Raw genomic sequence first — 21,401 nt, 5'->3', positions numbered from 1 at the left:
GCCGGCAACTTCCCCCAAAACCGCCCACTGACATCCGCCACCCTCCTACTCTGCCGCAAGCCGCCCACCCAACGCCCGCGAATATCGCCCGCACCCCCAACCCACCCCAACCGAACCGCCGGGCCGACGCCCAGGCGCCGGAAGCGGCGCGTGCGGACTTGGTGGGTGGTGGGGGTCCGGATCCCAGGCACTGATCAAGTGGGGCGGACGCGCTGGAGTGGGCGCTGGGGCGGTGGTTTTGGGGTGGTTGATCAGTGGGGGCGAAACCTGGTGCGGGGTGGGGGGCTCGGGGGTACCTTCGGGTTATGAGATTTCCTAGCGCGCACCTTTGACATAGGTCTGAACGCGCCGACCGGCTGCCGAGTGGGTTGTCTGCTCGGATCGTGGGCTATCAGGCGCTGCAGGACTTCATTCCGTTGTATCCGCTGTACCAGTTGCTGTTCACCGACCACGGGTTGTCGGCGGCACAGATCTCCACGCTGTTCGTCATCTGGTCGGCGACCGGCTTCGTCGTCGAGGTGCCTTCCGGCGCCTGGGCGGACACGTACTCGCGCCGCAAGCTCCTCGTGCTCGGCGCGCTCCTCGGTGCCCTCGGCTACGCCGCCTGGGTCATCCTGCCCACGTACGCCGGTTTCGCGCTCGGCTTCGTGCTCTGGGGCATCTCGTCCGCGCTCATCTCCGGCACCTACGAAGCCTTTGTGTACGACGAATTGGCCGCCCGCTCGCTGACCTCGCGCTACGCGACCCTGCTGGGCCGAGCCCGTTCCGCCTCGTTCGTGCTGAATCTCGCCGCGACCGCGCTGGCCGCACCGTTGTTCGCGCTGGGCGGCTACGCGCTGGCCGCGGCGGTCAGCATTCTCAGCAACCTCGCCCAGGCGGTAGTCGCCTGGACCCTCCCCGAGGCGCCGCCTGTGATCGCAGAGGACGACGAGGAGGAGCCCGCCGCCTCGCATCCGCGGGGGCCGTTCGCCGAATATCTGGCGATGCTGCGGGCCGGGCTCACCGAGGTGCTGACGACCCGCACGGTACGGCGGGCCGTCGTACTGGCCGCGTTGGTCGCCGGGTTCCTCTCGTTCGACGAGTATTTCGCCTTGCTGGCCAGGGAGATGGGCGCGACCACCCCGGTCGTGCCACTGCTGATCGCGGGAACCGTCGCCGCCCAGGCGATCGGCGGTGCGCTCGCGGGACCGGCGTACAAGTTGCCGGTAGCAATCTTCGCGGGAGCGCTCGGCCTCGCCGCGGTGCTGATCGCGACCGGCGCGTTGAGTCCGTCGGTCTGGGGATTCCTGCCGATCGCGTTCGGGTACGGCGTGCTCCAGCTGGTGATCGTGGTCGCCGATGCGCGACTGCAGGACGCGATCACCGGCCCGGCCCGGGCGACCGTCACCTCGGTGGCCGGACTCTTCACCGGCGTCATCGCGATCGCGGTCTATGCCGGGTTCGCGCTCGGATCGGTCTGGTTCGCCATGTCGACGCTCGTCGCCGCGCTCACGATTCCCTTGCTGCTGACGGCATTCGTCGTACCGGCCGCGATGCCCGCGGTCAGGATCTCCAGCGCCGCCTCGAACCCGCCGTCGAAGTCGTAGGCGAGCCCATCGGCCCCCAACTCCGAAACAACCCGGACCAACGTCGGTGCCTTCCCGGCCGGCAACTCGGCGACCCGACTCAGCAGGTCGGGTGCGAGCTCGAACGTCTCGGCCCGCACCGCGACCTCGCCGAGCAGGAAACCGTGGATGAAGTCGACGAGCGTGTTCACGGCCTCGACGATCTTCCGCGCGGGCAATCCTCCTCGATCGAGAGCGCGGTAGAACGGCTCGACCGTCACCACCACGACCGCGGATACGGCCGAGGTGTCGGACAGGATCTGGAGCGCCAGATTCGGATGCGCCCGGAGCGCGTTCCGATAGGCCCGCGCCGCGTCCTTCACCTGCTCCCGCCAGTCGACCGCGTCACCAGGATCCGGAAACTCCAGGTCGGCGAACACCAGCTCCGCCAAGCCGGCCAGTACGGCGGCCTTGTTCGGCAGGTGGTGATAGAGCGACATCGGGTTCACGCCGAGGGTCGCGGCTAGCCGTCGCATGGTCAGTGCGTCGATCCCCTCGGCGTCGACGATCCGCAGTGCCGCGACCAGGATCGCCTCCCGGCTGAGCCGCTCCTCGCCCACTCGGGGCCGCCCACCGGAGCGCTTGCCAGCATTAACCATACGTCGTATGGTACATAACCATACAGCGTATGGCCAAGTTTGTTGAAGATGGGGATGACGACGATGAAGCCGTTGGCGGGCAAGGTGGCACTGGTGGCCGGAGGCACTCGCGCGGCCGGGCGCGGGATCGCGGTGCAGCTCGGCGCGGCCGGCGCGACCGTGTACGTGACCGGCCGGAGCACCCGCACCAACCGCTCGGAGATGAACCGGCCGGAGACCATCGAGGGCACGGCCGAGCTGATCGACCAGGCCGGCGGCCACGGCATCGCCGTACCGGTGGATCACCTCGACCCCGCTCAGGTGAAGGACCTGATCGACCGGATCGAGCGTGAGCAAGGCGCGCTGCACATCCTGGTGAACGACATCTGGGGGCAGTCCAGCGAACCCGAGTGGGACAAGACGGTCTGGGAGAGCGACCTGGAGGCCGGCCTGCGGCTGCTCCGGCTCGGCGTCGACACGCACGCGATCACCAGCCACTTCGCGTTGCCGTTGCTGACCAAGTCGCCCGGCGGTCTCGTGGTCGAGATGACCGACGGGACGAACGACTACAACGCCGACAACTACCGGGTCTCGTTCTTCTACGACGTCGCGAAGGGCGCGGTCAGCCGGATGGCGTTCGCGCTGGCTCATGAGCTCGACAAGTACGAGGCGACCGCCGTCCTGCTCACCCCGGGCTGGTTGCGCTCCGAGGCAATGCTCGAGGGCTTCGGTGTCACCGAGGAAACCTGGCGCGACGCCACCGAACGCATCCCGCACTTCGCCATCGCCGAGAGCCCGTCGTACGTCGGTCGCGCGGTCGCCGCGCTCGCGGCCGATCCCGACGTACGCCGGTGGAACGGCAAGTCCACGTCGAGCGGGGACCTGGCACGGATCTACAACTTCACCGACCTCGACGGGTCACAGCCGGATGCCTGGCGTTACATCGTCGAGGTCCAGGACCCGGGCAAGCCCGCCGACACCACCGGCTACCGCTGAATCCGCTCCTCCAGGTGGGCCAGGACGCGGTTGACGGTCGCCACGTCCTTGGCCGGAAGATCGCCGAACAGTTCGTCGGCCAGCCGCGCGGTCTCCGTGTCCATCCGGTTGGCCGCCGCCGTCCCCTTCCGGGTCGGCCGAACCATGACGGCCCGCCGATCCTCCTCATGGGCGGTGCGCGTGACGAACCCGGTCCGCTCCAGCGCGTCGACCAGCGTGGTGACATTGCGCGGCGTCACCAGAAGCCGATCGGCCAACTGGCGCTGGGTCATCGGCCCATGCCGCACGACCTGCCACAACGCCGTCGCCCGGGCGCGGGTCAGCCCCCGGGCGGTGAGTCCACGGGTCATGTCCTCGGTCATCAGGATCGACACGGCGAACAGCCGGTCGAGTGCCTGCCGGCCAGCTGCTGTATCAGGCTCATTGTGTATCATGTTCACTAAATCGTAGCGAACGGAGATGCCGATGACAACGACCCGCGCGGCCAACGTCGAACTGTTGCGTGACCTCTACCAACTGGTGGCGGACGGCGAGATCGACCGCGCCGCCGAGCACCTCACCGAAGACTTCATCGCCAACCAGCCCGGCCGCCCCGACCCCACCATCGGCCGAGCTCCGTGGAAGGAAGGCACCCACTACATGCTCACCGCCTTCCCCGACCTCAACCCCACCGTCGAGGAGATCTTCGGCCACGAGGACAGAGTCGTCGTCCGGGTCCGCTTCGAAGGCACCCACCAAGGCCCGCTGATGGACATCCCGCCGACCCACCGCAAAGTCACCTACACCAGCCTCGAGCTCTACCGCCTGGAAGACGGAAAAGTAGCCGAAGAATGGGTAGCCCCCGACATGCTCGACCTCCTCCGCCAACTAACCACCTGAAACCACGCGGCCGTCAGGTCAGGAGCATGGTGGTGGCGAGGGTGGTCATCAGGAGGGCGATGGTCGTGTCTAGGTATTGCCAGGCGCGGGGGCGGGTGAAGACGGGGGTCAGGCGGCGGGAGAGGAAGCCTAGGGTGAAGAACCAGGTGAAGCTGGCGGTGACGGAGCCTAGGCCGTAGAGCCAGCGGGCGTCGGGGCCGTGTTGGTTGGCCAGGGCTCCTAGGAGGACGACGGTGTCGAGGTAGACGTGGGGGTTGAGGTAGGTGAAGGCGAGGCAGGTCAGTACGGCGGTGCGCAGGGCGGTGGGGGTGTGGTCGGTGGCGGCCATGGCGGTGGGGCGGAAGGCGCGGCGGGCGGCGAAGGCGGCGTAGGCGAGCAGGAAGGTGGCACCGCCGTACTTGGCGATCGAGAGGGCGAGGGGGCTGGCGGAGATCAGTGCGCCGAGGCCCGCGATGCCGCAGGAGATCAGGACGGCGTCGGAGAGTGCGCAGACCAGGACGACCGGCAGGACGTGTTCGCGGCGCAGGCCCTGGCGGAGGACGAAGGCGTTCTGGGCGCCGATGGCGACGATCATGGCGAGGGTCGTGCCGAAGCCGGCGAGGAGGGGCATACCAGTGACGTTAGGAAGGTCCACCACAAGAAACCAGCTAAAGATTCTCACGTGCCATTAGCATTGCTTCATCATGCAGATTGACTCCGCGCAGTTGGAGACGTTCGCCGCCGTGGTGGACGAGGGCAGTTTCGATGCCGCCGCGCAGCGGCTCCGGGTCACGCCGTCCGCGGTCAGTCAACGCATCAAGGCGCTGGAGAGCCGCCTCGGGCAGATCGTGGTGATGCGCGGGAAGCCGGCTCGGCCGACGACTGCGGGTGAAGCCGTGCTGAGGCTCGCACGCCAGGTCGCTCTGCTGGAGTACGAGGCGATCGCCGCCGTACAAGGGACGGTTGATGCGCTCCGGCTGCCGATCGCGGTCAACGCGGATTCGCTCAACCACTGGTTCCTGAACGCGATGGTCGATGTCTCCGAGCAGTTCCCGGCCCGCTTCGTGCTGCATCGCGAAGACGAGGAGTACTCCGCCGAGTTCCTCCGCAACGGGACCGTGCTCGCCGCGGTGACCGGTGATCCGCGACCGGTGCAGGGCTGCCGCGTCGTGCCGCTGGGCAAGATGCGCTACCTGGCCGTCGCCACCCCCGAGTACGCCGAGCGCCGGCTGGCCGGGAGACCGCTCCCCGATGCGCTGGCCGATGCGCCGATCATCGTGTTCAACGACAAGGACGTCCTGCAGCACCGCCTGATCCGCAAGGTGACTCGGCGTCGGCTCGATCCGCCGGCGCATGCGGTGCCGGCGGCCGGGGCCTTCCATCAGGCGGTGCTGATCGGCCTCGGCTGGGGGATGATCGAGGACCAGGTCGCCGACCCGGCGATCGCGGCCGGCGAGCTGGTGAACATTGCCCCCGGCAAGTATCTCGACGTGCCGTTGTACTGGCAGCACTGGAAGCTGGAGTCCGAGGTGCTCGCCGCGCTCACCGCCGCGGTGCTGCGTGCGGCGGCCGCGAGTCTTCGTAGGTCGTGAGCTCGATCGCGTTCCCGACCTTCAGCGACATCTCCTCGATCAGGTTCCGCCAGGGCAGGTACGGCATCATCCGGTAGGTCAGATTGCGCACCTTCAGGAACCACTTGGTCGCCGGAATGAACCACCGCGCCCCTTCCAGCGCTTGCTTCTGACACGCCGCCACGAAGCCACGCATCCGTTCGTCGTACGCCGCGAACGCCCGCACGTGATCACCATCGGCCGCGTGCAACTCGCCCGCGAGGACATACGCTCCGACGATCGCGAGACTCGTCCCCATCCCGGACAGCGGCGAGGCGCAGTACCCGGCGTCCCCGACCAGCGCGACCCGGCCGCGTGAATAGCTGTCCAGCTTGATCTGGCTGATCGAGTCGAAGTAGAAGTCCGGAGCCTGCCGCATCCCCTCCAGCAGCCGCGGCGCCTCCCACCCGATTCCACTGAACCGAGCGGCGACCAGCTCCTTCTGAGCATCGAGATCGCGCCGGTCGTAGTCGAGTTTGTCGGAGGCGAAGTAGAACAGTGCTTTGGCCTCGGTGTTCTCACGAGCGCTATAAGCGCCGACTGTTTTTCCTGGCGAGTTGTAGATCTGCCCGGTGTGGTCGAGGCCGAGGTCGTTCGCGACCGTGCTGACCGAGACGTAGTACCCAAGATCGTGCAGGTACGACGATTCCGGGCCGAACGCGAGCCGCCGTACGGTGGAATGCAGTCCGTCCGCACCCACGACCAGATCGAACCGCCGACGCAACCCGCTCTCGAAGACCACGTCGACCCCCGAACCGTCATCGGCGAGCGAGGCGATCGAGTCGTCGAACAGGTACTCACAATCGGTCTCCGCAGACAGGATCTCGACCAGGTCGCCGCGGAGGATCTCCAGCTCGCCGCTGAGCGCGACCGGCGGCGTGGACGCGACGCGCTTGCCGGACTCGTCGACGTACTCGATCTCACCCATTCGGGTCGCCTTCTCCTGTACGGCGGCCAGGAGTCCCATCCGCTCGAGCACCGTCAGCGACGCGCCGCGGAAGTCGACCGCATACCCACCCGGCCGGACAGCGGGTGCCCGCTCCACGACGGTGGGTGTGTAGCCGTAGCGGTGCAGCCAGTACGCCAATGCCGGGCCGGCCACGCTCGCTCCGGAAATCAGAACCGTAGTCATCTCACGAACCTCCAGGTCAGGGCTGATGAGACGACTGTACGACGGTCTAAGACATTTGTGCAAGACGTTCGTATCAGACGTCCGTGTTACGCTCTGGCGCATGGGAAACCGAGAAGCGCTGGTCGACGGCGCGAAGACCTGCCTGCTGCAGAAGGGCTACGGCCGGACGACCGCGCGCGACATCGCGTCCGCGGCCGGCGTCAGCCTGGCGGCGATCGGCTACCACTTCGGTTCCAAGGAGGCGCTGCTCAACGAGGCGATGCGGGAGGCGCTCGACGAGTGGGGTGCCGATGTCGGTCGCGCGCTGGCGCCGGCCGCGACCCCGAGTTCGGCGTACGAACACTTCGTCGCGACCTGGCGGCAAGCGATCGGCAGCCTGTCCGAGCCGAGCGTGAAGGCGCTGTGGAGCACCCAGTTCGAGGTGCTCAGCGTGGGGCAGCCCGCCCTACTGGCCGAGCTGTCGAACCTGCAAGGTGAAGCGCGCGAAGGGGTGGCGCACCTGTTCGGTGGCGTCGACGCGGATGCCGATCCGGAAGAGGTGCAGCGGATCGGATCGTTCTTGCAGGCGCTCCTGCTCGGCGTGGTCGTGCTCTACCTGTTCGACCCGGCGAAGGCCCCCAGCCCGGAGGACCTGGCCGCATCGATCCGCACAGTCGCCGCGCGGATCGGCGGCTAACTCCAGCGCAGACCCATCGGGTTGTCCGGCGGAATCAACGCACCAGACATCAGTACGGCGCTCAACGGGTGCACGAGGTCGTGCAGTTCGGTCGTCAGCTCGTCGCCGAGCACACGCCAACCGGCCTCGGCCAATGCGTCGGTGGTGTCCTCGACCTGCTGACGGAGCGCGTGACCCGCGTCCGTCAGAGCGCCGGCCGCATCGAGCAGCCCGCGGGAACGCAGGTCGTCCTCGGCGGCCGCCCACTCCTCCTCGCTCCAATGCCGAGCGAGGTGGAACGTCTCCTTCGTCGGCCCGCCCGCTGCTGCGGCCGTCACCAAGGCCTGACACGGGCTGAGCTCAGCAGCGACCAGCGCCGCCACATGCCCGTCGCCGCGAGACTCCCGCAGGACAGTCGTCGCCTGCCAGAGCACGAGATGCGGGTCGGCCGGCCAGTCGAGAGCCGCATTCGCCGCCCCGAGCGCACGCCCCGCGAGGGGAGCCGCTTCGGCTGCAAGCCGAGCCACCTCAGCCGCGCGCCCGAACGAAGCCTCAGGACCGAACAATCGCCGTACGGCGGTATCGACCGCAGCGAGCCGGGCTTCCAGCAACTGGGCCGGGGCCGCGCGGTTCCAGGCGTCGGGCAGCGCCCGGGCGACCATCGACGGGTGGAAGTTGTAGAAGACCGCGGCCGTCAGCTCAGGAGAGGCGGCACCGAGCGGCGCCGCGCGGCACGCGAAGTAGCTCATCCAGCCGCCTTTGAGGCCCAGGGCATCGGTTGCCTGCCTGGTCTCCGGGGCGAAGTAGGTGATCGCGTGGAAGGGTTCGAGCGTCTTCCACATCCGGCGCGCGCGGTTGTCCGTCACACCAGCGGACGGTACATGACGTGGAGCCCGACGTACCCGAGTTTGGCGTGTTGAAAGGCCTCCGGAACGGTCCCGATGATGCGGAACCCGAGCGCCTGCCACAGGTGCACGGCCGGCTCGTTCGTCTCGACGACGGCGTTGAACTGGATCGACCGGAACCCCTCCTGTCCGGACCAGGCGATCATGTCCTCGCAGAGCAGCCGCCCGACCCCGTGACCGCGAGCCTCCGGGCTGACCATGAAACTCGCGCTGGACACATGTGCGCCAGGGCCGGGGCGGTTCGGATACATGTTCGACGTACCGAGAACGGTGCCGTCGGCATCGACTGCGACGGTGACCCGGCTGCGCGGCGAGGTCACCATCCACATCGCCTCCGCTTGCGCAGAAGTCAGCGACGGATCGTAGGTGTACGTCTCCTGTGCGGTGACGATGTCGTGGAAGAACGGCCAGATGGCCGGCCAGTCGGCGTCGGTCGCGACCCTGATCTGCACTGTCATGATGCGAAAAGCATCACCTTGACCACGGAACCTGCCAACCGATTTAGCGCGGAGCCCATAGGATTACTGGGGATGACAAACTCACGAGTCCATGGGTTGCCGCGGTGGAGTCTGGCCGTGCCCCCGCTCGCCTTCGTCGTCCTGGTCCTGTCCTGGGGCCGTGATCTGGGCGCCCTGCTGCTGATCCTGGTCTGTGCCGGTCTGGGCGCCGCGGTGATCGCGGCCGTCCACCATGCCGAGGTCGTCGCGCACCGCGTCGGCGAACCGTTCGGCACCTTGATCCTCGCGCTGGCCGTGACGATCATCGAGGTCGCGCTGATCGTCACGCTGATGGCGTCCGGCGGTGACAAGGCCGCGTCGCTGGCTCGTGACACCGTGTTCGCCGCCGTGATGATCACCTGCAACGGAATCCTCGGCATCGCGCTGGTGGTCGGCTCGCTGAAGCACCACGTCCAGGAGTTCCGGGTGCATGCGTCGAGCGGTGCGCTCGCGGTGATGACCGCGCTCGTTACGCTCAGCCTGGTGCTGCCGACCTTCACCACGAGCGCATCCGGCCCGCGCTTCAGCGGGCCGCAGCTGGCCTTCGCCGGTGTGGTTTCCCTGGTCATGTACGGCGTTTTCGTGTTCGTGCAGACCGTCCGGCACCGCGACTACTTCCTCCCGGTCACGCCGGCCGCGAAGGACGTCGAGGAGGAAGAGGAGCACCACGCGGACGCGCCCAGCGGGAAGGTCGCGCTGAGCAGCCTCGGGTTGCTGTTCGTCTGCCTGATCGCCGTGGTCGGGCTGGCCAAGACTGTCTCACCGAAGCTGGAGTCGGCAGTCGAGTCGGCCGGCGCTCCGCTCGCGGTGGTCGGTGTCGTCATCGCGCTGCTCGTGCTGCTGCCAGAGACGGTCGCGGCCGTGCGTGCCGCGCTCCGCAACCGCCTCCAGACCAGCGTGAACCTGGCGCTCGGCTCAGCCCTGGCAAGCATCGGCCTGACCATCCCGGCGATCGGGATCGCGTCGATCTGGCTCGACGGGCCGCTCGTGCTCGGGCTCGGCGGCAAGGAGATCGTGCTGTTCGCGCTCACTGTCGCGGTCAGCACCATCACCCTTGCCACCGGCAAAGCGACCCTGTTGCAGGGCGCCGTTCACCTGATGGTGTTCAGCGCCTTCCTGTTCCTAGCCGTAAGCCCCTGAGGCGGAGTTCTTTGAGATAGGCCGCCACGGCGTTCTGGTGGTTGTGCTCGGCCCAACCCAACGCATCCCCGTCGTACGACGGATCGCGGAGGTCCGGGTCGGCCCCCAGCTGGACCAGTCGCTGGACCGTTTCCAGGTGACCGTTGAGCGCGGCCCGATGGATCGGCGCGGCCCCGCTGATCAGGTTCACGTCGAATCCCAAGCGCTGCAAGGGCTCCAGCGCCTCGGTCCGGCCGGTCTCCGCGGCCTGCAGGATCAGGTGCGGATTGCGAGCAACTGCTCGGGCAGCAAGGGCTGCGTCCACCGAAGCTGACTCCCCGCGCCACGCCGCGGCGTACACCTCATGTATGTCGTCCAGTGGTGCCGCACCGCGAGCGCGCAGCAGCTCGGCGATCTCGGTGTGCCCTTGCACGGCCGCAAATTCGTACGCCCGATGCCCGCAGAAGGCGGGATGTTCGGTGCCGCGACCTTCCACGTCGATCTCCTGCGCAAGCACCAGCTCGACCCGATGCAGCAGGCCGGCGGACGACGCGAACACCAGCTCGTCCTCCAGCAACTGCTGCGGTGTCGGATGGGCCGTGGTCAACCGCTCATGCCACGGACCGCCGTCACCTCGACCGAGTCCGAACTCGAGCAACAGCTCCAGATGCACATCGTCGTACGGCGGCGGACAGCCCGGACCGCAGTTGTACATGGTCTGGCTGTCATTCGGATCCGCACCGGCCGCGAGCAGCAACCGAGCCAGCTCGACCCGGTCCTGATGTGGCGGCTGATCGCCCTCGCCACGCCCGAAGACACCGGTGAGCGCGGTGAACGGAGACGGCATTCCCTGCCACAGGTAGCCCGCGTTCGGGTCTGCGCCGTTCTCCAGCAGGAGTCGTGCGATCTCGACCTGGTTCGGCGCACCGAGACGGCTGTAGGTGAGATAGAGCAACGGTTCCCACCGGTACGGTCCGCCCTCTTCCCTTGCCTGGCTGAGATTCCGCCGTACGGCGTCGAGCTCGCCCGCGACGACCATCGTGTAAATGTTGCTCTGAGCAACGTCTGACAGCAGTTCGCGAGCTGCGTGTTGCCGGGCTGGATCGTCCTGCCCGTAGTGAAGTGTCGCCAGCTTCAGGAACTCGTCGGCACGCTGCTCCGGCGTGTCCAGCGGACCGCCGATCTGCTGCCGATGCGGGGAGCGGGTGTAGCGGCCGATCTGCTCGAGATGGTGCACGATCCGCGGCCAGCTGGGGAATCCGTAGCTGCGGGCCACCACCAACTGCGCATCGGCCAGCGTGCTGACCGGGTGAAACTCGGCGGCCAGGGCGGTCGCGGCTGGATCGCCGGCCTGGACGGCGGTCAGGAGCCGCTTCGCCTGCTTGCGCAGGTGGTCCAGATTCGGATCGTCCGGAAGATTTCGGGTCGGCATCGGCCGACCTCCTCTCTGCGAGCCTGTTGTCCGCGTAGACAGGCGAGAAAGGAGGTGTGGATACAAGCACCAACTCACTGCATCAGGTGGGCTGAGCCCTTCCCGCGGACCGGGGGCACCCTGAAGCGCCTACCCGAAACAGTAACCGATCAAGGCTTTTCCATCCACCACTCCGTGAATTCGTGCGCCCGGTCCTTGGCCAGCCGGATCACCCACAGGTTGCTGAACTCACCCGGCGGCTCGGTCAGGTACGTCGTCCAGCCGCGGACGAACCCAACCCCGTCGCCGAAGCCGAGCACCTCGTACTCGAAGGTCGTCTCCCCCGGCGCGTCCGCCACCTCGGCCCAGGCCTCGACGATCGCGTCCCGGCCGAGCACCGGCTCCTCGTCCGGCCGCCGGTGCCAGGCCGCGTCCTCGGTCCAGAGCGCCGCGACATCGGCCGGGTCGTTCGACTCCCAGGCCTTGCGGTACTTCGTCACCCACCGGTCCAGATCCTTCTCCCGCATACCAGCATGGTCTCAACTGATCCGGTTCCCATTCAGTACGACGCTCGCCGGGGTGGCGAGGATTTCCGGGTACTCGCGCGGATCCGCGGCGTACGTGACCAGGTTCCCGCTGCCGGTCAGGCCCAGGTACTCCTGCGCTCCGGTGGACGCGGCGACGAGCGCCTGGGTGACGGTCAGGCCGTGCTTCACGAGGAGGTCGACCTCACCCGCGACCGAGCCGACCACGTCGGAGCCGGCCAGCACGCGAACGCCGTACCGGTCGGTGAGGGCGAGCATCGCGGCGGTCTGCTCCGAGCGGGCCAGTCGGCGGGCTCGGCGTTCCGGGGTCTCGTCGGGCCTTTCGCTGACCCCGGCGCACAACGTCGGGGTCCAGGCACCGCCACGGGCGCCGAGTCTTTCCAGGTCCTGCTCGGTGAGCGCCATCCCGTGCTCGATCGAGTCGACGCCGACCCGGATCAGCTCGCTGACGATGTCGGTGTTGCAGTGCGCGGCGACCCGCGCGCCGCGGCTGTGGGCCAGCTCGACCATCGCCTCGATCACGTCGGTCTCGTAGGTCTGCGTCATCGCGCTGCCGCGGATCGGCCCCTCCGGACCCATCTGGGGGAAGTCGGCGACAAGCTTCAGCCAGGTGGCACCGTCGGCGATCTCGGCCTCGACCGCGGCCAGGAGCTCCTCGGGCGCGACGGGCTCGTGCGCTGCCGGGAAATAGCGACCCTCCGGTGCCAGGAAGCGGCCGGCAGCGACGACGACCGGTCGGCTGTCGTCCTCGGTAGATGCCAGCTTCAGCGTGACCGACCGGTTGCCACCAACGTCACGAACCGCGCTCACCCCGGCAGCGGCGAGCTCGCCGAGCCGCTCCTGGGCGAGCTCGGCACCGAAGAGCGCCGGCCAGCCGTCGGTACCGCGGCCGAGCGTCAGATGGCAGTGCGAGTCGACCAGCCCCGGTACGGCGAACCGCCCGGGGAGCGGCTGCGGTTCGCCCGAGCCGGCGGTCAGGCGGGTGCTGTCCCCGGCGGGGAGGACGGTTCCTTCGAAGACCCAGGTCGTCATCTCCCCCATCCTGCCCCGGGCGAGGTGCAGGTCACGTGTTCGACGGCAACGAGGCCTTCGCCGATGCGGGAGCCATGGCGCAGGCGGCGGCCGGTCTGCGGCACTTCACCGCGGATCGGAGCGGGGGTGACTACGCTGACGGCTGTGACGGACAGTGCGACCAGCAAGGGTGAACAGACGCGCGAGCTGATCCTGTCCACCGCGCTGCGGTTGTTCCGCGAGCAGGGGTACGGCAAGACGACGATGCGGGCGATCGCGAGCGAGGCGGGTGTCTCGGTCGGTAACGCGTACTACTACTTCGCCTCCAAAGACCATCTGATGCAGGCGTACTACGACCACCTGCAGGACCAGCACCGCGCGGCGGTCGAGTCGGTGCTGGCCGGCGAGAAGTCGTTCGCGGCCCGGTTGGCCGGCGTACTGCGGGTGTGGCTGGACGTTTCGGCGCCGTACCACGAGTTCGCCGGCACGTTGTTCAAGACGGCAGCGGATCCGAAGAGCCCGCTGTCGCCGTTCAGCACCGAATCGCAGCCGGCCCGGGAGGCGAGTGTCGAGATCTTCCGAGAGGTCGTGGCGGGCTCTGACCTCAAGCTCTCGGCCGATCTCGTGGCCGAGTTGCCCGAGCTGCTGTGGTTGCTGCAGATGGGGATCGTGCTGTTCTGGGTCCACGACGACAGCGCGGACCTGCGCCGTACCCATCTGTTGATCGATCGCTCGGTGCCGCTGATCGACCGGCTGCTCCGACTGACCCGCATCCCGGGCGTGCGCGGCGTGGTCAACGACATCGTCAGCCTGATCCGCGCCATCAAGCCCTAGCTACTCGCCGGTGCGGCCGTCGATGCGCTCACGCAGCAGATCGGCGTGACCGTTGTGCCGCGCGTATTCCTCGACCATGTGGATGTAGAGGTAGCGGAGGCTGTATTCCTCCTCGCGGCGCGGGCGCCGGAACGGGTGATCGAGGGCGTAGTGCACTGCGATCTCGTCAGACTCTTGTACGGCGTCCGCGTACGTCTGCAGGTCGTTCTCCGCCTGCGCGGGGTCGACGAGATCGAAGTCGCCATCGGGGTGTTCGGCGGTCCAGTAGCGGTCCGGGACGACCTCACCGGCCAGGCAGGTCTTGAACCAGTACTGCTCGACTTCCGTGAGATGGCGCACTAGCCCGAGCAAGGACATGCTGGACGGCTCCACACTGCGGCGGGCGAGCTGTTCCGCGCTCAGATCGGCCACTTTGAGCAGCAACGTCTGCCGGTGGAAGTCGAGGAATCCCTGCAGCAACTCACGTTCGGCAGCGACGGTCGGCGGGTCGATTCGGGTCACGCGACACAAACTAGCTGGGGGAGGGACCTCCGGTGCCGTACACTGATCGTGACGGCCCGCCCAGTTCTGCCTCGGGCCAGGAGCACTCTGTGACAGAGGTGCTCGCAGTCGACCCCCAAGCGCCGCGGCCCATGACGGCCGCGCCGGGCAGGACGACCCCACGATTTTTGGAGTACCTATGGCGGCCCGCCGCCCCTTTACGCAAGCCACGAACACGTCCACCTCGAACTCGTCCTCCCGCCCGCGCCGGCGTAAGCCCGCAGCGAAGCAGGGCAACAGCGGCCAGGCCGACGGGAATGTTGCTCAGAGCAACCGTCCGGTCACTCCCTCGGAGTACGACTCGGTCATCCCGCTCGAGGTCCCGGACGACCTGACCTTCGCCGATCTCGGCGTACCCGACGCACTGGCCGACGCGCTCGCGGCGACCGGTGTCACCAAGCCGTTCCCGATCCAGGCGGCGACGCTGCCGGATTCGCTGGCCGGCAAGGACGTTCTCGGCCGCGGCCGGACCGGCTCCGGCAAGACCTACGCCTTCGTGCTGCCGTTGCTGGCGCGTCTTTACCTGCGCGGCAACAAGCGGCAGCCGAAGTCCCCGCGCGCACTGATCCTGGCGCCGACGCGGGAGCTGGCCACCCAGATCCAGGCCTCGATCCAGCCGCTGGCCGACGTGCTCGAGCTGCGCACGATGACGATCTTCGGCGGCGTCGGCCACGGCCCGCAGACGACCGGGCTGCGCAAGGGTGTCGACATCGTCGTCGCCTGCCCCGGCCGTCTCGAAGACCACCTCAAGATGGGCAACGTGAAGCTCGACGCGGTGGAGATCACCGTGCTCGACGAGGCCGACCACATGGCCGACCTCGGCTTCCTGCCCGCCGTCCGCCGCCTCCTCGAGGCGACGCCGGCCAAGGCTCAGCGGCTGCTCTTCTCGGCCACGCTGGACGCGGGCGTCGACGTACTGGTCAAGCGCTTCATGACCAACCCGATCACGCACAGCGTCGACTCGGCGCAGTCGCCGGTCTCGAAGATGACCCACCACGTGCTGCACGTGAAGTCCGACAGCCGCGTCCCGGTGCTCGTCGACCTGACCGCCGCGCCGGGCCGCACGCTCGTCTTCACGCGCACGAAGTACGGCGCCAAGTCGCTGACCAAGAAGCTCATCGCCTCCGGTGTGCCGGCGGTCGAGCTGCACGGGAACCTGTCGCAGGGTGCGCGGACGCGCAACCTCGAAGCCTTCTCGGACGGTACGGCGAAGACGCTGGTCGCGACCGATATCGCGGCCCGCGGTATCCACGTCGACGACATCACGCTCGTCATCCACGCCGACCCGCCGGTCGAGCACAAGGCCTACCTGCACCGCTCCGGCCGTACGGCCCGCGCGGGCGCCGAGGGCACCGTCGTCACGCTGATGACCGACGACCAGGTCCGCGACGTGCGCGATCTGACGCGCAAGGCCGGCATCTCCCCGAAGACCACGAAGCTGACGGTGGGCGACCCGTTGCTGGCCGAGCTGGCTCCGGGCGAGCGGGTCTTCGTCGAGCCCCCGGTGAAGGCGCCGGTCGCTGCCACCACCTCGACTCCGGGTCGCGGTCGCGGCCGCGGTCGTGGCGGTGCCTCCGGTGGGGGCCGCACCCGCGCAGCCGCCGGCAGCACTACCTCGACCCGCACCACGTCGCCCCGCGCCGCAGGTGGGGGCAACCAGTCCCGCGTCGTCGCGACGTCGACCTCGCCCCGCAACGGTGACAGCCCGTCCGCCTCGCGCGGCGGCCGTCGTCGTCGCGGCCCCCGCAAGCAAGCCGCCTGACCCACGCACTCCGCGCCCCCCGAGCCCAAGGCTCGGGGGGCGCTCCCATTCCCTGCCACCGGCAGACCCGCGCCTTGAGCACCCCTCAACCACTTTTCCGCGTGCAGAATGGTCGACCCGTGCTCAAGGCCGCCTCCCCTGCTGGCCTTGAGCACGGGTCAGTCGTTTTTTCGCGTTGGTGGTGGTTGGTGGGTGCTCAAGGCGGCGGGGGTGGTCCGGGGGCGGTTTAGGTTGGGGGTGTGATGATTCGGACGGTGGTGGGGGAGCTCAGGCCGGAGGGGCTGGGGATTTGCGACGCGCATGATCACTTGTTTTTTCGGTCGGCGTTGCTGGTTGGGCAGGAGCTGGATGATGCGGCGGCTGCGTTGGCTGAGGTGGGGGAGTTTGCTGCGGTGGGTGGGCAGGCGATCGTGCAGTGGACTCCGCATGGGCTGGGTCGGCGGGTCGAGGAGTTGCCTGGAATCTCAACCAGGACTGGGGTTTCGCTGATCGCGGCGACCGGGTTGCATCGGGCTGAGCACTACCCGGAGGGGTTCGTCGAGAAGGTACGGCCGCGGTTGGCGGAGATCTTTCACGCCGAGCTGACCGTTGGCATCGGCAACAGTTCGGTCCGGGCCGGGCTGATCAAGGTGGCCGGTGGATTCCATCGGCTCGACGAGCATGCCCGGTTCGTGATGGCCGCGGCGGCCGAGGCCCATCACACCACCGGCGCCCCGATCGCCATCCACCACGAGCTCGGTTCCGCGGCTGACGCCGTACTGGATCTGCTGGTCGACAGGCTCGACGTACCGCCGTCGAGTGTGATTCTCGGACACCTCAATCGCTTTCCCGACTCGCGCGCTCATCTCGACCTGGCGAAGCGCGGTGCGTGGCTCGCGTTCGATGGTCCTTCGCGGGCCAACAACGCGACCGATCCGCAGCTGCTCGCCTGCCTGGCCGCGCTCATCGACGGCGGGTACGGCGATCGGCTGCTGCTCGGCGGGGACACGACGACCGCGAAGGCGCGGGGCGCGACCGGCGAGGGGCCGGGGATGTCGTTCCTGCTGACCACGCTCCGGCCGCGGCTCACCGGTGCGTTCGGCGCCGACGCGGCCGACGCGATATTCCGGTCGAACCCGGCGCGGGCGTTCGCCTGGTAGTACGGTTCGGCCATGAGCGTCGTCGCACAGATATTCGTCGTGGTGGCCGGGCTGTTCCATGTCGTGGTGTTCGCGATGGAGAGCCTGCTGTTCCGCAAGCCGAGCACGTACCAGCGGTTCCTGGTCAAGGACGAGACCGAGGCGGCGGCCGCGCGGCCGTGGGCGTTCAACCAGGGCTTCTACAACCTGTTCCTGGCGGCGGGTGCGCTCGGCGGCCTGATCGCGGGTGGCGACAAGGGGCACGCGATCGCGCTCTTCAGCTGCGCCTGCATGGCCGGCGCGGGCATCGTGCTGGTCGTCTCCGACCGCCGGATGATCCAGGCCGCGGCCTCCCAGGCCCTGCCCCCGATCCTCGCTCTGGTGCTCGCCGCCGCCCTGTAGCTGAGTTCGAAGCACGGCAATTGACTTCAAGTGCACTTGAGGTCGGAGGGTGGTCGGCATGACCACGACCGCCGAACCGACCCGGACGACCCCAGGGGTGATGTCCCCGCAGTACCGTGCGCTGACGATCGGCATGGTCGCGCTGATCACGCTCGTCGCCTTCGAGAACCTGGCCGTGACGACCGCGATGCCAACCGTCGCCCAGGCGCTCGACGGCCTGTACCTCTACGCGCTCGCCTTCGGCGGTCCGCTGGCCTCGGGCGTGGTCGGAATGGTTGTCTCCGGCACCTGGAGTGACCTGCGCGGGCCGACCCGGCCGCTCTGGCACGGCACCGCCTGGTTCCTCGGTGGCCTGGTCATCGCCGGCTTCGCGCCGAGCATGGAGGTCCTGGTCGCCGGCCGGATCATCCAGGGCTTCGGCGCCGGCCTGCTCACGGTCGCTCTGTACGTCGTGGTCGGCCAGCTGTACCCGGCGATTCTGCGGCCGAAGATCTTCGCCGCGTTCGCGACCGGCTGGGTGGTGCCGTCGCTCGTCGGTCCGGCGATCGCGGGGCTGATCGTCGAGCACGCCAGCTGGCGGATCGTGTTCCTCGCCGTACCGGTGCTGGCGATTCCGGCGGTCTTCGTGATGCGGCCCGGATTGGCTCGGGGAGACCGGTACGACGTACGCCCGGGGCGGCTGTGGAACAAGCAGACGCTGTGGGCCGTGGCGGCCGCGATCGGCGTGGCTGCGTTGAACTACGGCGGCCAGCAACACGGCGTACTGCAGATCGCGTTGCTGGTGGTCGGCCTGGCCGCGATCGCGGTGTTCGCGCCGAAACTGCTGCCGCGGGGGACCTTCGTGCTCGGGCGGGGACTGCCGTCGGTCGTCGCCTTGCGCGGGCTGGTTGCCGCGGCCGGGTTCGGGGCGGAGGTGTTCCTGCCGCTGATGCTGACCCGGGAGCGCGGGCTGTCGCCGGCCCTCGCGGGCCTGGTGCTGACCGTGAGCGGGGTGAGCTGGACGCTCGCGTCGTGGTGGCGGGGTCGGCCGCGGCACCGGTTCGGCCCGGACGTGTTCCTGCAGGTGGGCATGCTCGCGATCGTCGCGGGGATCGCCATCGCCGTTCTGACGCTGAACCCGGCGGTGCCGGTCGTCGTCGGCATCCTCGGCTGGAGCCTGACCGGCTTCGGGATGGGAACGGTGTTCCCGACGTTGTCGGTGCTGGTCCTCGAGTACTCCGAGCGCGCCGAGCAGGGCGTGAACAGTTCGGCCGCGCAGCTCAGCGACTCGTTGTCCACGGCAACGGTCCTGGCCGTCGGCGGTTCGCTCTTCGCGGCGATCGAGCCGCACTCCCCGGTGACCGCCTACCTGGTCGCGTTCGGAGTCCCCGCCGTACTGGCGTTGCTCGGAGTGCAGGCGGCGCGGCGGACTACTCCTTCGTCCCGCTGACGGCGATCCCGGCGCCGAGGCCGATGATCATCAGCCCGCCGGTGCCTCCAACGAGCTCGAGCCGGCGCGGTGAGCGGGCGAACCACTCGCGCGCCGTACCGGCCACGACAGCCCACAGGCTGTCCGACATGAGCGCGATCGTGACGAAGATAAGGCCGAGCAGCACGATCTGTGCCCAGGCCGGGCTGCCGGCGTGCTGATCGACGAACTGCGGGAGCACGGCCGCGAAGAACACCGCGGTCTTGGCGTTGGTCACCCCGACCAGGAACCCCTGCCGGATCGTCCGGCCGCTGCTGGACGGCTTGACGCCCGAGGTCATCGCCGTCACCAGCGACTTCCGCGTGCGGAAGGCATGCACCCCGAGATAGATCAGGTACGCCGCCCCGGCCAGCTTCACCACGGTGAGCGCCACCGCGCTGGCCGCGATCAGCGTGCCGAGGCCAAGCGCGATCAGCACCAGCATCACCGAGGCGCCCAGCGTGTTCCCCAGCATCGTCAGCACCGCCTCCCGGCGACCGACCGCCAGCGCGCGACCGACGATGAACAGCACACTCGGGCCGGGAACGATGATGATCACGAGCGCGGTCACAGCGAAGGCGACCAGATGATGAGCGGAGGGCATCTGCTCACCATAGGCACGGAAGCGGCCTGGTGAGGCCATTCTCACCCCTCGGCCGTAGCTCGTTGACCCTTCAACGGAGAGCGGGCTACGGTTCGGGTGACAACTGCGATGCCACGAGGTAAGCCGGTGGAAGTCCGGCACGGCCGCGCCACTGTGAGCGAGCAGCTGCTCGCGAGTCAGGATGCTCGGGCACCAGCAGCCTTTCTAAGGGGACGCGCACTTCCCCAGGAGGTTCAGATGGCAGCTCCTGCCCAGTCGGTCGGCGTACCGGCGATCTCGTCCCGGTTGCTTCTTCTCTCCGCTCTCAGCGTCGGTCTGCTGCTCCTGCTCGCGTATCTGGTCGGCTTCGACCAGGGGGCCGTGTCGCAGTCGGGCATGTACCTGCACGAGCTGATGCACGACGGCCGTCACCTCCTCGGCGTGCCCTGCCACTGACTGATGCGCACCTTCGGATCACTCCTGGTGCGCGGTCTGATCGTCGGACTCTTCGCCGGCCTGCTGGCCGGAACCTTCGCTTATGTGATGGGCGAGCCGCGGGTTGACGCCGCGATCGCGATCGAAGAGGCCAACGCCACCGCGCACAGTCATGACCACGGCTCTGGCGACGAGCATGCGGCTGGTGAAGAAGAAGCTCCGCTGGTCAGCCGTAGCGGCCAGAAGGCGGGCTTGTTCCTGGCCACCGGCCTGTCCGGCGTCGCCCTCGGCGGCATCTTCGCGGTCGGCTTCACGCTGCTCCGGCGCCGCCTACGCACCGGCAACGACGCGTACGCCGCCCTCGGCCTGGCCGCCGCCGGTTTCATCGGCGTCGTCCTGGTCCCGTTCCTCAAGTACCCACCGAACCCACCGGCCGTCGGTGACCCCGAGACGATCACCCGCCGTACCGTCACCTATCTGCTGACGATCGTGATCGGCCTGCTCGCAGTCTGGGCCGGCGTCGCGCTCTCCCGATGGGCAGCCCGGTACGGCGACGTGGCCCGGCTGGCCGGTGGAGTCGCCGGACTCGTGGTGACCGTCGTGGCGGCATACCTGATCCTGCCGCGGATCAACGAGGTTCCGGACGCGTTCCCCGCTACGCTGCTCTGGCAGTTCCGGTTCGCCTCGCTAGGTACGCAGGCGACGCTGTGGCTCCTGCTCGGTTTCGGGTACGCCGCCACGGTGGCCCGCCGGCCATCCGAACAGAAGGTGTCTGTTTGAGCTCGTTGACGCTGGTCGCCCACGCACTGACCCCCGCGCTGCGCGGCCTCGTCCTAGGTGGTGCACCCGACCCGGACCCGGCAAGCGTCGAGTCGGCCCGCGAGCTAAAACTCCAGGCCGACACCACCTACACCGGCCCCGAACCCGCCGCCCTCCGCACCGCCGAAGCCCTAGGCCTAACCCCGGTCGTCGAGCCAGCCCTCCGCGACCGAGACTATGGCGACTGGTCCGGCCACGGCCTGGAGGAGTTGCTAACGGCCGACCCGACCCGGGTCGCTGCCTGGCTGGAGCGCCCCCACACGGCGACTCCAGGCGGTGAGACGGAGAACGACGTGATCACCCGCGTAGCCGACTGGCTGGGCGATCTCGTGGCCGGGGAGGGCAACAAGTTCGTCGCAGTCGTTCACCCGGCTGTCGTGCGCGCCGTGGTCCTCTATGTGCTCGACGCTCCGGCGGAGTCGCTGCGGCACGTCGACGTCCGCCCCTTGGCAACGGTCAACCTGTCCCACCACGCCGGCAGCTGGTCCCTCGCCTTCGGCTGACAACTGTCGGCGCAGCGCTCAGCTGCCTGCGAGCTCA

Annotated in this window: 25 protein-coding genes, 1 pseudogene and 1 riboswitch; of the genes and pseudogenes, 15 read left to right on the top strand and 11 right to left on the bottom strand. The window is 68.6% G+C overall.

What is annotated here, in order from left to right; genetic code table 11:
• Positions 1-383: 383 nt before the first annotated feature.
• Positions 384-1,412, top strand: a pseudogene (locus tag OG474_RS15385) (MFS transporter); the annotation flags it as partial.
• A gap of 17 nt (positions 1,413-1,429) precedes the next feature.
• On the opposite strand, the gene OG474_RS15380 reads toward OG474_RS15385, so the two are convergent.
• On the bottom strand, positions 1,430-2,203 hold the full coding sequence (locus tag OG474_RS15380; protein ID WP_405062967.1) for a TetR/AcrR family transcriptional regulator: 774 nt from the start codon (positions 2,201-2,203) through the stop codon (positions 1,430-1,432).
• 54 nt (positions 2,204-2,257) lie between these two features.
• Between OG474_RS15380 and OG474_RS15375 the strand changes: the two genes are divergently transcribed.
• The gene (locus OG474_RS15375) at positions 2,258-3,178 is read left to right on the top strand and encodes an SDR family oxidoreductase (protein ID WP_405062966.1); all 921 of its coding nucleotides are present in this window, start codon (positions 2,258-2,260) and stop codon (positions 3,176-3,178) included.
• Here the strand turns inward: OG474_RS15375 and OG474_RS15370 are convergent.
• Positions 3,169-3,612: a MarR family winged helix-turn-helix transcriptional regulator gene (locus OG474_RS15370; RefSeq protein ID WP_405062965.1), complete on the bottom strand. Its 444-nt coding sequence runs from the start codon at positions 3,610-3,612 to the stop codon at positions 3,169-3,171. The two genes, OG474_RS15375 and OG474_RS15370, sit on opposite strands and share 10 nt — an antisense overlap.
• Positions 3,613-3,643: 31 nt before the next feature.
• Between OG474_RS15370 and OG474_RS15365 the strand changes: the two genes are divergently transcribed.
• Positions 3,644-4,057 (top strand): ester cyclase, encoded by a 414-nt coding sequence (locus OG474_RS15365; RefSeq protein ID WP_405062964.1) that lies wholly within the window; start codon positions 3,644-3,646, stop codon positions 4,055-4,057.
• Between the two features lie 13 nt (positions 4,058-4,070).
• Here the strand turns inward: OG474_RS15365 and OG474_RS15360 are convergent, their stop codons facing one another.
• The gene (locus tag OG474_RS15360; protein ID WP_405062963.1) at positions 4,071-4,667 is read right to left on the bottom strand and encodes a LysE/ArgO family amino acid transporter; all 597 of its coding nucleotides are present in this window, start codon (positions 4,665-4,667) and stop codon (positions 4,071-4,073) included.
• 73 nt (positions 4,668-4,740) lie between these two features.
• Here OG474_RS15360 and OG474_RS15355 point away from each other — a divergent pair, with 73 nt between their 5' ends.
• Positions 4,741-5,628 carry a LysR family transcriptional regulator ArgP gene (locus tag OG474_RS15355; RefSeq protein ID WP_405062962.1) on the top strand — a complete coding sequence of 296 codons (888 nt, stop codon included), beginning with the start codon at positions 4,741-4,743 and terminating at the stop codon, positions 5,626-5,628.
• Here the strand turns inward: OG474_RS15355 and OG474_RS15350 are convergent.
• Positions 5,579-6,778, bottom strand: a complete 1,200-nt coding sequence (locus OG474_RS15350; RefSeq protein ID WP_405062961.1) for an FAD-dependent monooxygenase — start codon at positions 6,776-6,778, stop codon at positions 5,579-5,581. The genes OG474_RS15355 and OG474_RS15350 overlap by 50 nt on opposite strands.
• A gap of 100 nt (positions 6,779-6,878) precedes the next feature.
• Between OG474_RS15350 and OG474_RS15345 the strand changes: the two genes are divergently transcribed.
• Complete coding sequence (locus OG474_RS15345; RefSeq protein ID WP_405062960.1) at positions 6,879-7,454, top strand: TetR/AcrR family transcriptional regulator; 576 nt, start codon at positions 6,879-6,881, stop codon at positions 7,452-7,454.
• Here the strand turns inward: OG474_RS15345 and OG474_RS15340 are convergent.
• Positions 7,451-8,299 carry an SCO6745 family protein gene (locus OG474_RS15340; protein WP_405062959.1) on the bottom strand — a complete coding sequence of 283 codons (849 nt, stop codon included), beginning with the start codon at positions 8,297-8,299 and terminating at the stop codon, positions 7,451-7,453. The two genes, OG474_RS15345 and OG474_RS15340, sit on opposite strands and share 4 nt — an antisense overlap.
• Positions 8,296-8,796 (bottom strand): GNAT family N-acetyltransferase, encoded by a 501-nt coding sequence (locus tag OG474_RS15335; RefSeq protein WP_405062958.1) that lies wholly within the window; start codon positions 8,794-8,796, stop codon positions 8,296-8,298. The genes OG474_RS15340 and OG474_RS15335 overlap by 4 nt, the downstream gene beginning before the upstream one ends.
• Before the next feature lie 72 nt (positions 8,797-8,868).
• On the opposite strand from OG474_RS15335, the gene OG474_RS15330 reads away from it, so the two are divergent.
• Entirely contained in the window at positions 8,869-9,975 is a 1,107-nt protein-coding gene (locus OG474_RS15330; RefSeq protein WP_405062957.1) for a calcium:proton antiporter, read from the top strand.
• On the opposite strand, the gene OG474_RS15325 is transcribed toward OG474_RS15330, so the two are convergent.
• The 3 genes from OG474_RS15325 to OG474_RS15315 form a co-directional block, all read right to left on the bottom strand.
• Positions 9,941-11,386, bottom strand: coding sequence for an ankyrin repeat domain-containing protein (locus OG474_RS15325; protein ID WP_405062956.1), 1,446 nt, complete (start codon positions 11,384-11,386; stop codon positions 9,941-9,943). The genes OG474_RS15330 and OG474_RS15325 overlap by 35 nt on opposite strands.
• A 149-nt stretch (positions 11,387-11,535) precedes the next feature.
• Positions 11,536-11,892, bottom strand: a complete 357-nt coding sequence (locus OG474_RS15320) for a YybH family protein (protein ID WP_405062955.1) — start codon at positions 11,890-11,892, stop codon at positions 11,536-11,538.
• A 12-nt stretch (positions 11,893-11,904) separates the two neighbouring features.
• Positions 11,905-12,942: an amidohydrolase family protein gene (locus tag OG474_RS15315; RefSeq protein WP_405062954.1), complete on the bottom strand. Its 1,038-nt coding sequence runs from the start codon at positions 12,940-12,942 to the stop codon at positions 11,905-11,907.
• A gap of 35 nt (positions 12,943-12,977) precedes the next feature.
• Here OG474_RS15315 and OG474_RS15310 point away from each other — a divergent pair, with 35 nt between their 5' ends.
• Together OG474_RS15310 and OG474_RS15305 are read left to right on the top strand one after the other, a co-directional pair.
• Positions 12,978-13,115 (top strand): hypothetical protein, encoded by a 138-nt coding sequence (locus OG474_RS15310; RefSeq protein ID WP_405062953.1) that lies wholly within the window; start codon positions 12,978-12,980, stop codon positions 13,113-13,115.
• Positions 13,087-13,755, top strand: coding sequence for a TetR family transcriptional regulator (locus tag OG474_RS15305; RefSeq protein WP_405062952.1), 669 nt, complete (start codon positions 13,087-13,089; stop codon positions 13,753-13,755). Before OG474_RS15310 ends, OG474_RS15305 begins: the two co-directional genes overlap by 29 nt.
• Here the strand turns inward: OG474_RS15305 and OG474_RS15300 are convergent, their stop codons facing one another.
• Positions 13,756-14,256: a DinB family protein gene (locus OG474_RS15300; RefSeq protein ID WP_405062951.1), complete on the bottom strand. Its 501-nt coding sequence runs from the start codon at positions 14,254-14,256 to the stop codon at positions 13,756-13,758. It lies immediately after the preceding gene.
• A 178-nt stretch (positions 14,257-14,434) separates the two neighbouring features.
• On the opposite strand from OG474_RS15300, the gene OG474_RS15295 reads away from it, so the two are divergent.
• The 4 genes from OG474_RS15295 to OG474_RS15280 all read left to right on the top strand — a co-directional run bounded on the left by OG474_RS15295 (position 14,435) and on the right by OG474_RS15280 (position 19,006).
• Entirely contained in the window at positions 14,435-16,057 is a 1,623-nt protein-coding gene (locus OG474_RS15295) for a DEAD/DEAH box helicase (RefSeq protein WP_405062950.1), read from the top strand.
• 242 nt (positions 16,058-16,299) lie between these two features.
• The gene (locus tag OG474_RS15290) at positions 16,300-17,196 is read left to right on the top strand and encodes a phosphotriesterase (RefSeq protein WP_405064578.1); all 897 of its coding nucleotides are present in this window, start codon (positions 16,300-16,302) and stop codon (positions 17,194-17,196) included.
• A gap of 12 nt (positions 17,197-17,208) precedes the next feature.
• On the top strand, positions 17,209-17,577 hold the full coding sequence (locus tag OG474_RS15285; RefSeq protein ID WP_405062949.1) for a DUF1304 domain-containing protein: 369 nt from the start codon (positions 17,209-17,211) through the stop codon (positions 17,575-17,577).
• Between the two features lie 58 nt (positions 17,578-17,635).
• Positions 17,636-19,006, top strand: coding sequence for an MFS transporter (locus OG474_RS15280; RefSeq protein ID WP_405062948.1), 1,371 nt, complete (start codon positions 17,636-17,638; stop codon positions 19,004-19,006).
• Here the strand turns inward: OG474_RS15280 and OG474_RS15275 are convergent.
• On the bottom strand, positions 18,987-19,628 hold the full coding sequence (locus OG474_RS15275) for a LysE family translocator (protein ID WP_405062947.1): 642 nt from the start codon (positions 19,626-19,628) through the stop codon (positions 18,987-18,989). The genes OG474_RS15280 and OG474_RS15275 overlap by 20 nt on opposite strands.
• A gap of 77 nt (positions 19,629-19,705) precedes the next feature.
• A riboswitch (cobalamin riboswitch) is annotated at positions 19,706-19,832 on the top strand.
• Positions 19,833-19,865: 33 nt separating this feature from the next.
• On the opposite strand from OG474_RS15275, the gene OG474_RS15270 reads away from it, so the two are divergent.
• Genes OG474_RS15270 through OG474_RS15260 form a run of 3 tightly spaced genes read left to right on the top strand, consistent with a single transcriptional unit; the run spans position 19,866 to position 21,364 of the window.
• The gene (locus OG474_RS15270; RefSeq protein ID WP_396383188.1) at positions 19,866-20,063 is read left to right on the top strand and encodes a CbtB domain-containing protein; all 198 of its coding nucleotides are present in this window, start codon (positions 19,866-19,868) and stop codon (positions 20,061-20,063) included.
• Positions 20,064-20,066: 3 nt separating this feature from the next.
• Entirely contained in the window at positions 20,067-20,822 is a 756-nt protein-coding gene (locus tag OG474_RS15265; RefSeq protein WP_405062946.1) for a CbtA family protein, read from the top strand.
• On the top strand, positions 20,819-21,364 hold the full coding sequence (locus OG474_RS15260) for a histidine phosphatase family protein (protein WP_405062945.1): 546 nt from the start codon (positions 20,819-20,821) through the stop codon (positions 21,362-21,364). Before OG474_RS15265 ends, OG474_RS15260 begins: the two co-directional genes overlap by 4 nt.
• The last annotated feature ends 37 nt before the right edge of the window (positions 21,365-21,401 follow it).

The sequence above is a fragment of the Kribbella sp. NBC_01505 genome (assembly GCF_045040285.1).
Classification (GTDB): Bacteria; Actinomycetota; Actinomycetes; order Propionibacteriales; family Kribbellaceae; genus Kribbella.
The sequence above is the reverse complement of the archived record's forward strand: the minus strand, read 5'-3'. Positions and strand labels throughout refer to the sequence as shown.

Coding starts and splice junctions, on each gene's coding strand:
- OG474_RS15380 (WP_405062967.1), bottom strand. CDS start 2,203: ATGGTTAATGCTGGCAAGCGCTCCGGTGGGCGGCCCCGAGTGGGCGAG.
- OG474_RS15375 (WP_405062966.1), top strand. CDS start 2,258: ATGACGACGATGAAGCCGTTGGCGGGCAAGGTGGCACTGGTGGCCGGA.
- OG474_RS15370 (WP_405062965.1), bottom strand. CDS start 3,612: ATGATACACAATGAGCCTGATACAGCAGCTGGCCGGCAGGCACTCGAC.
- OG474_RS15365 (WP_405062964.1), top strand. CDS start 3,644: ATGACAACGACCCGCGCGGCCAACGTCGAACTGTTGCGTGACCTCTAC.
- OG474_RS15360 (WP_405062963.1), bottom strand. CDS start 4,667: ATGCCCCTCCTCGCCGGCTTCGGCACGACCCTCGCCATGATCGTCGCC.
- OG474_RS15355 (WP_405062962.1), top strand. CDS start 4,741: ATGCAGATTGACTCCGCGCAGTTGGAGACGTTCGCCGCCGTGGTGGAC.
- OG474_RS15350 (WP_405062961.1), bottom strand. CDS start 6,778: ATGACTACGGTTCTGATTTCCGGAGCGAGCGTGGCCGGCCCGGCATTG.
- OG474_RS15345 (WP_405062960.1), top strand. CDS start 6,879: ATGGGAAACCGAGAAGCGCTGGTCGACGGCGCGAAGACCTGCCTGCTG.
- OG474_RS15335 (WP_405062958.1), bottom strand. CDS start 8,796: ATGACAGTGCAGATCAGGGTCGCGACCGACGCCGACTGGCCGGCCATC.
- OG474_RS15330 (WP_405062957.1), top strand. CDS start 8,869: ATGACAAACTCACGAGTCCATGGGTTGCCGCGGTGGAGTCTGGCCGTG.
- OG474_RS15325 (WP_405062956.1), bottom strand. CDS start 11,386: ATGCCGACCCGAAATCTTCCGGACGATCCGAATCTGGACCACCTGCGC.
- OG474_RS15320 (WP_405062955.1), bottom strand. CDS start 11,892: ATGCGGGAGAAGGATCTGGACCGGTGGGTGACGAAGTACCGCAAGGCC.
- OG474_RS15315 (WP_405062954.1), bottom strand. CDS start 12,942: ATGACGACCTGGGTCTTCGAAGGAACCGTCCTCCCCGCCGGGGACAGC.
- OG474_RS15295 (WP_405062950.1), top strand. CDS start 14,435: ATGGCGGCCCGCCGCCCCTTTACGCAAGCCACGAACACGTCCACCTCG.
- OG474_RS15290 (WP_405064578.1), top strand. CDS start 16,300: ATGATTCGGACGGTGGTGGGGGAGCTCAGGCCGGAGGGGCTGGGGATT.
- OG474_RS15285 (WP_405062949.1), top strand. CDS start 17,209: ATGAGCGTCGTCGCACAGATATTCGTCGTGGTGGCCGGGCTGTTCCAT.
- OG474_RS15280 (WP_405062948.1), top strand. CDS start 17,636: ATGACCACGACCGCCGAACCGACCCGGACGACCCCAGGGGTGATGTCC.
- OG474_RS15275 (WP_405062947.1), bottom strand. CDS start 19,628: ATGCCCTCCGCTCATCATCTGGTCGCCTTCGCTGTGACCGCGCTCGTG.
- OG474_RS15270 (WP_396383188.1), top strand. CDS start 19,866: ATGGCAGCTCCTGCCCAGTCGGTCGGCGTACCGGCGATCTCGTCCCGG.
- OG474_RS15265 (WP_405062946.1), top strand. CDS start 20,067: ATGCGCACCTTCGGATCACTCCTGGTGCGCGGTCTGATCGTCGGACTC.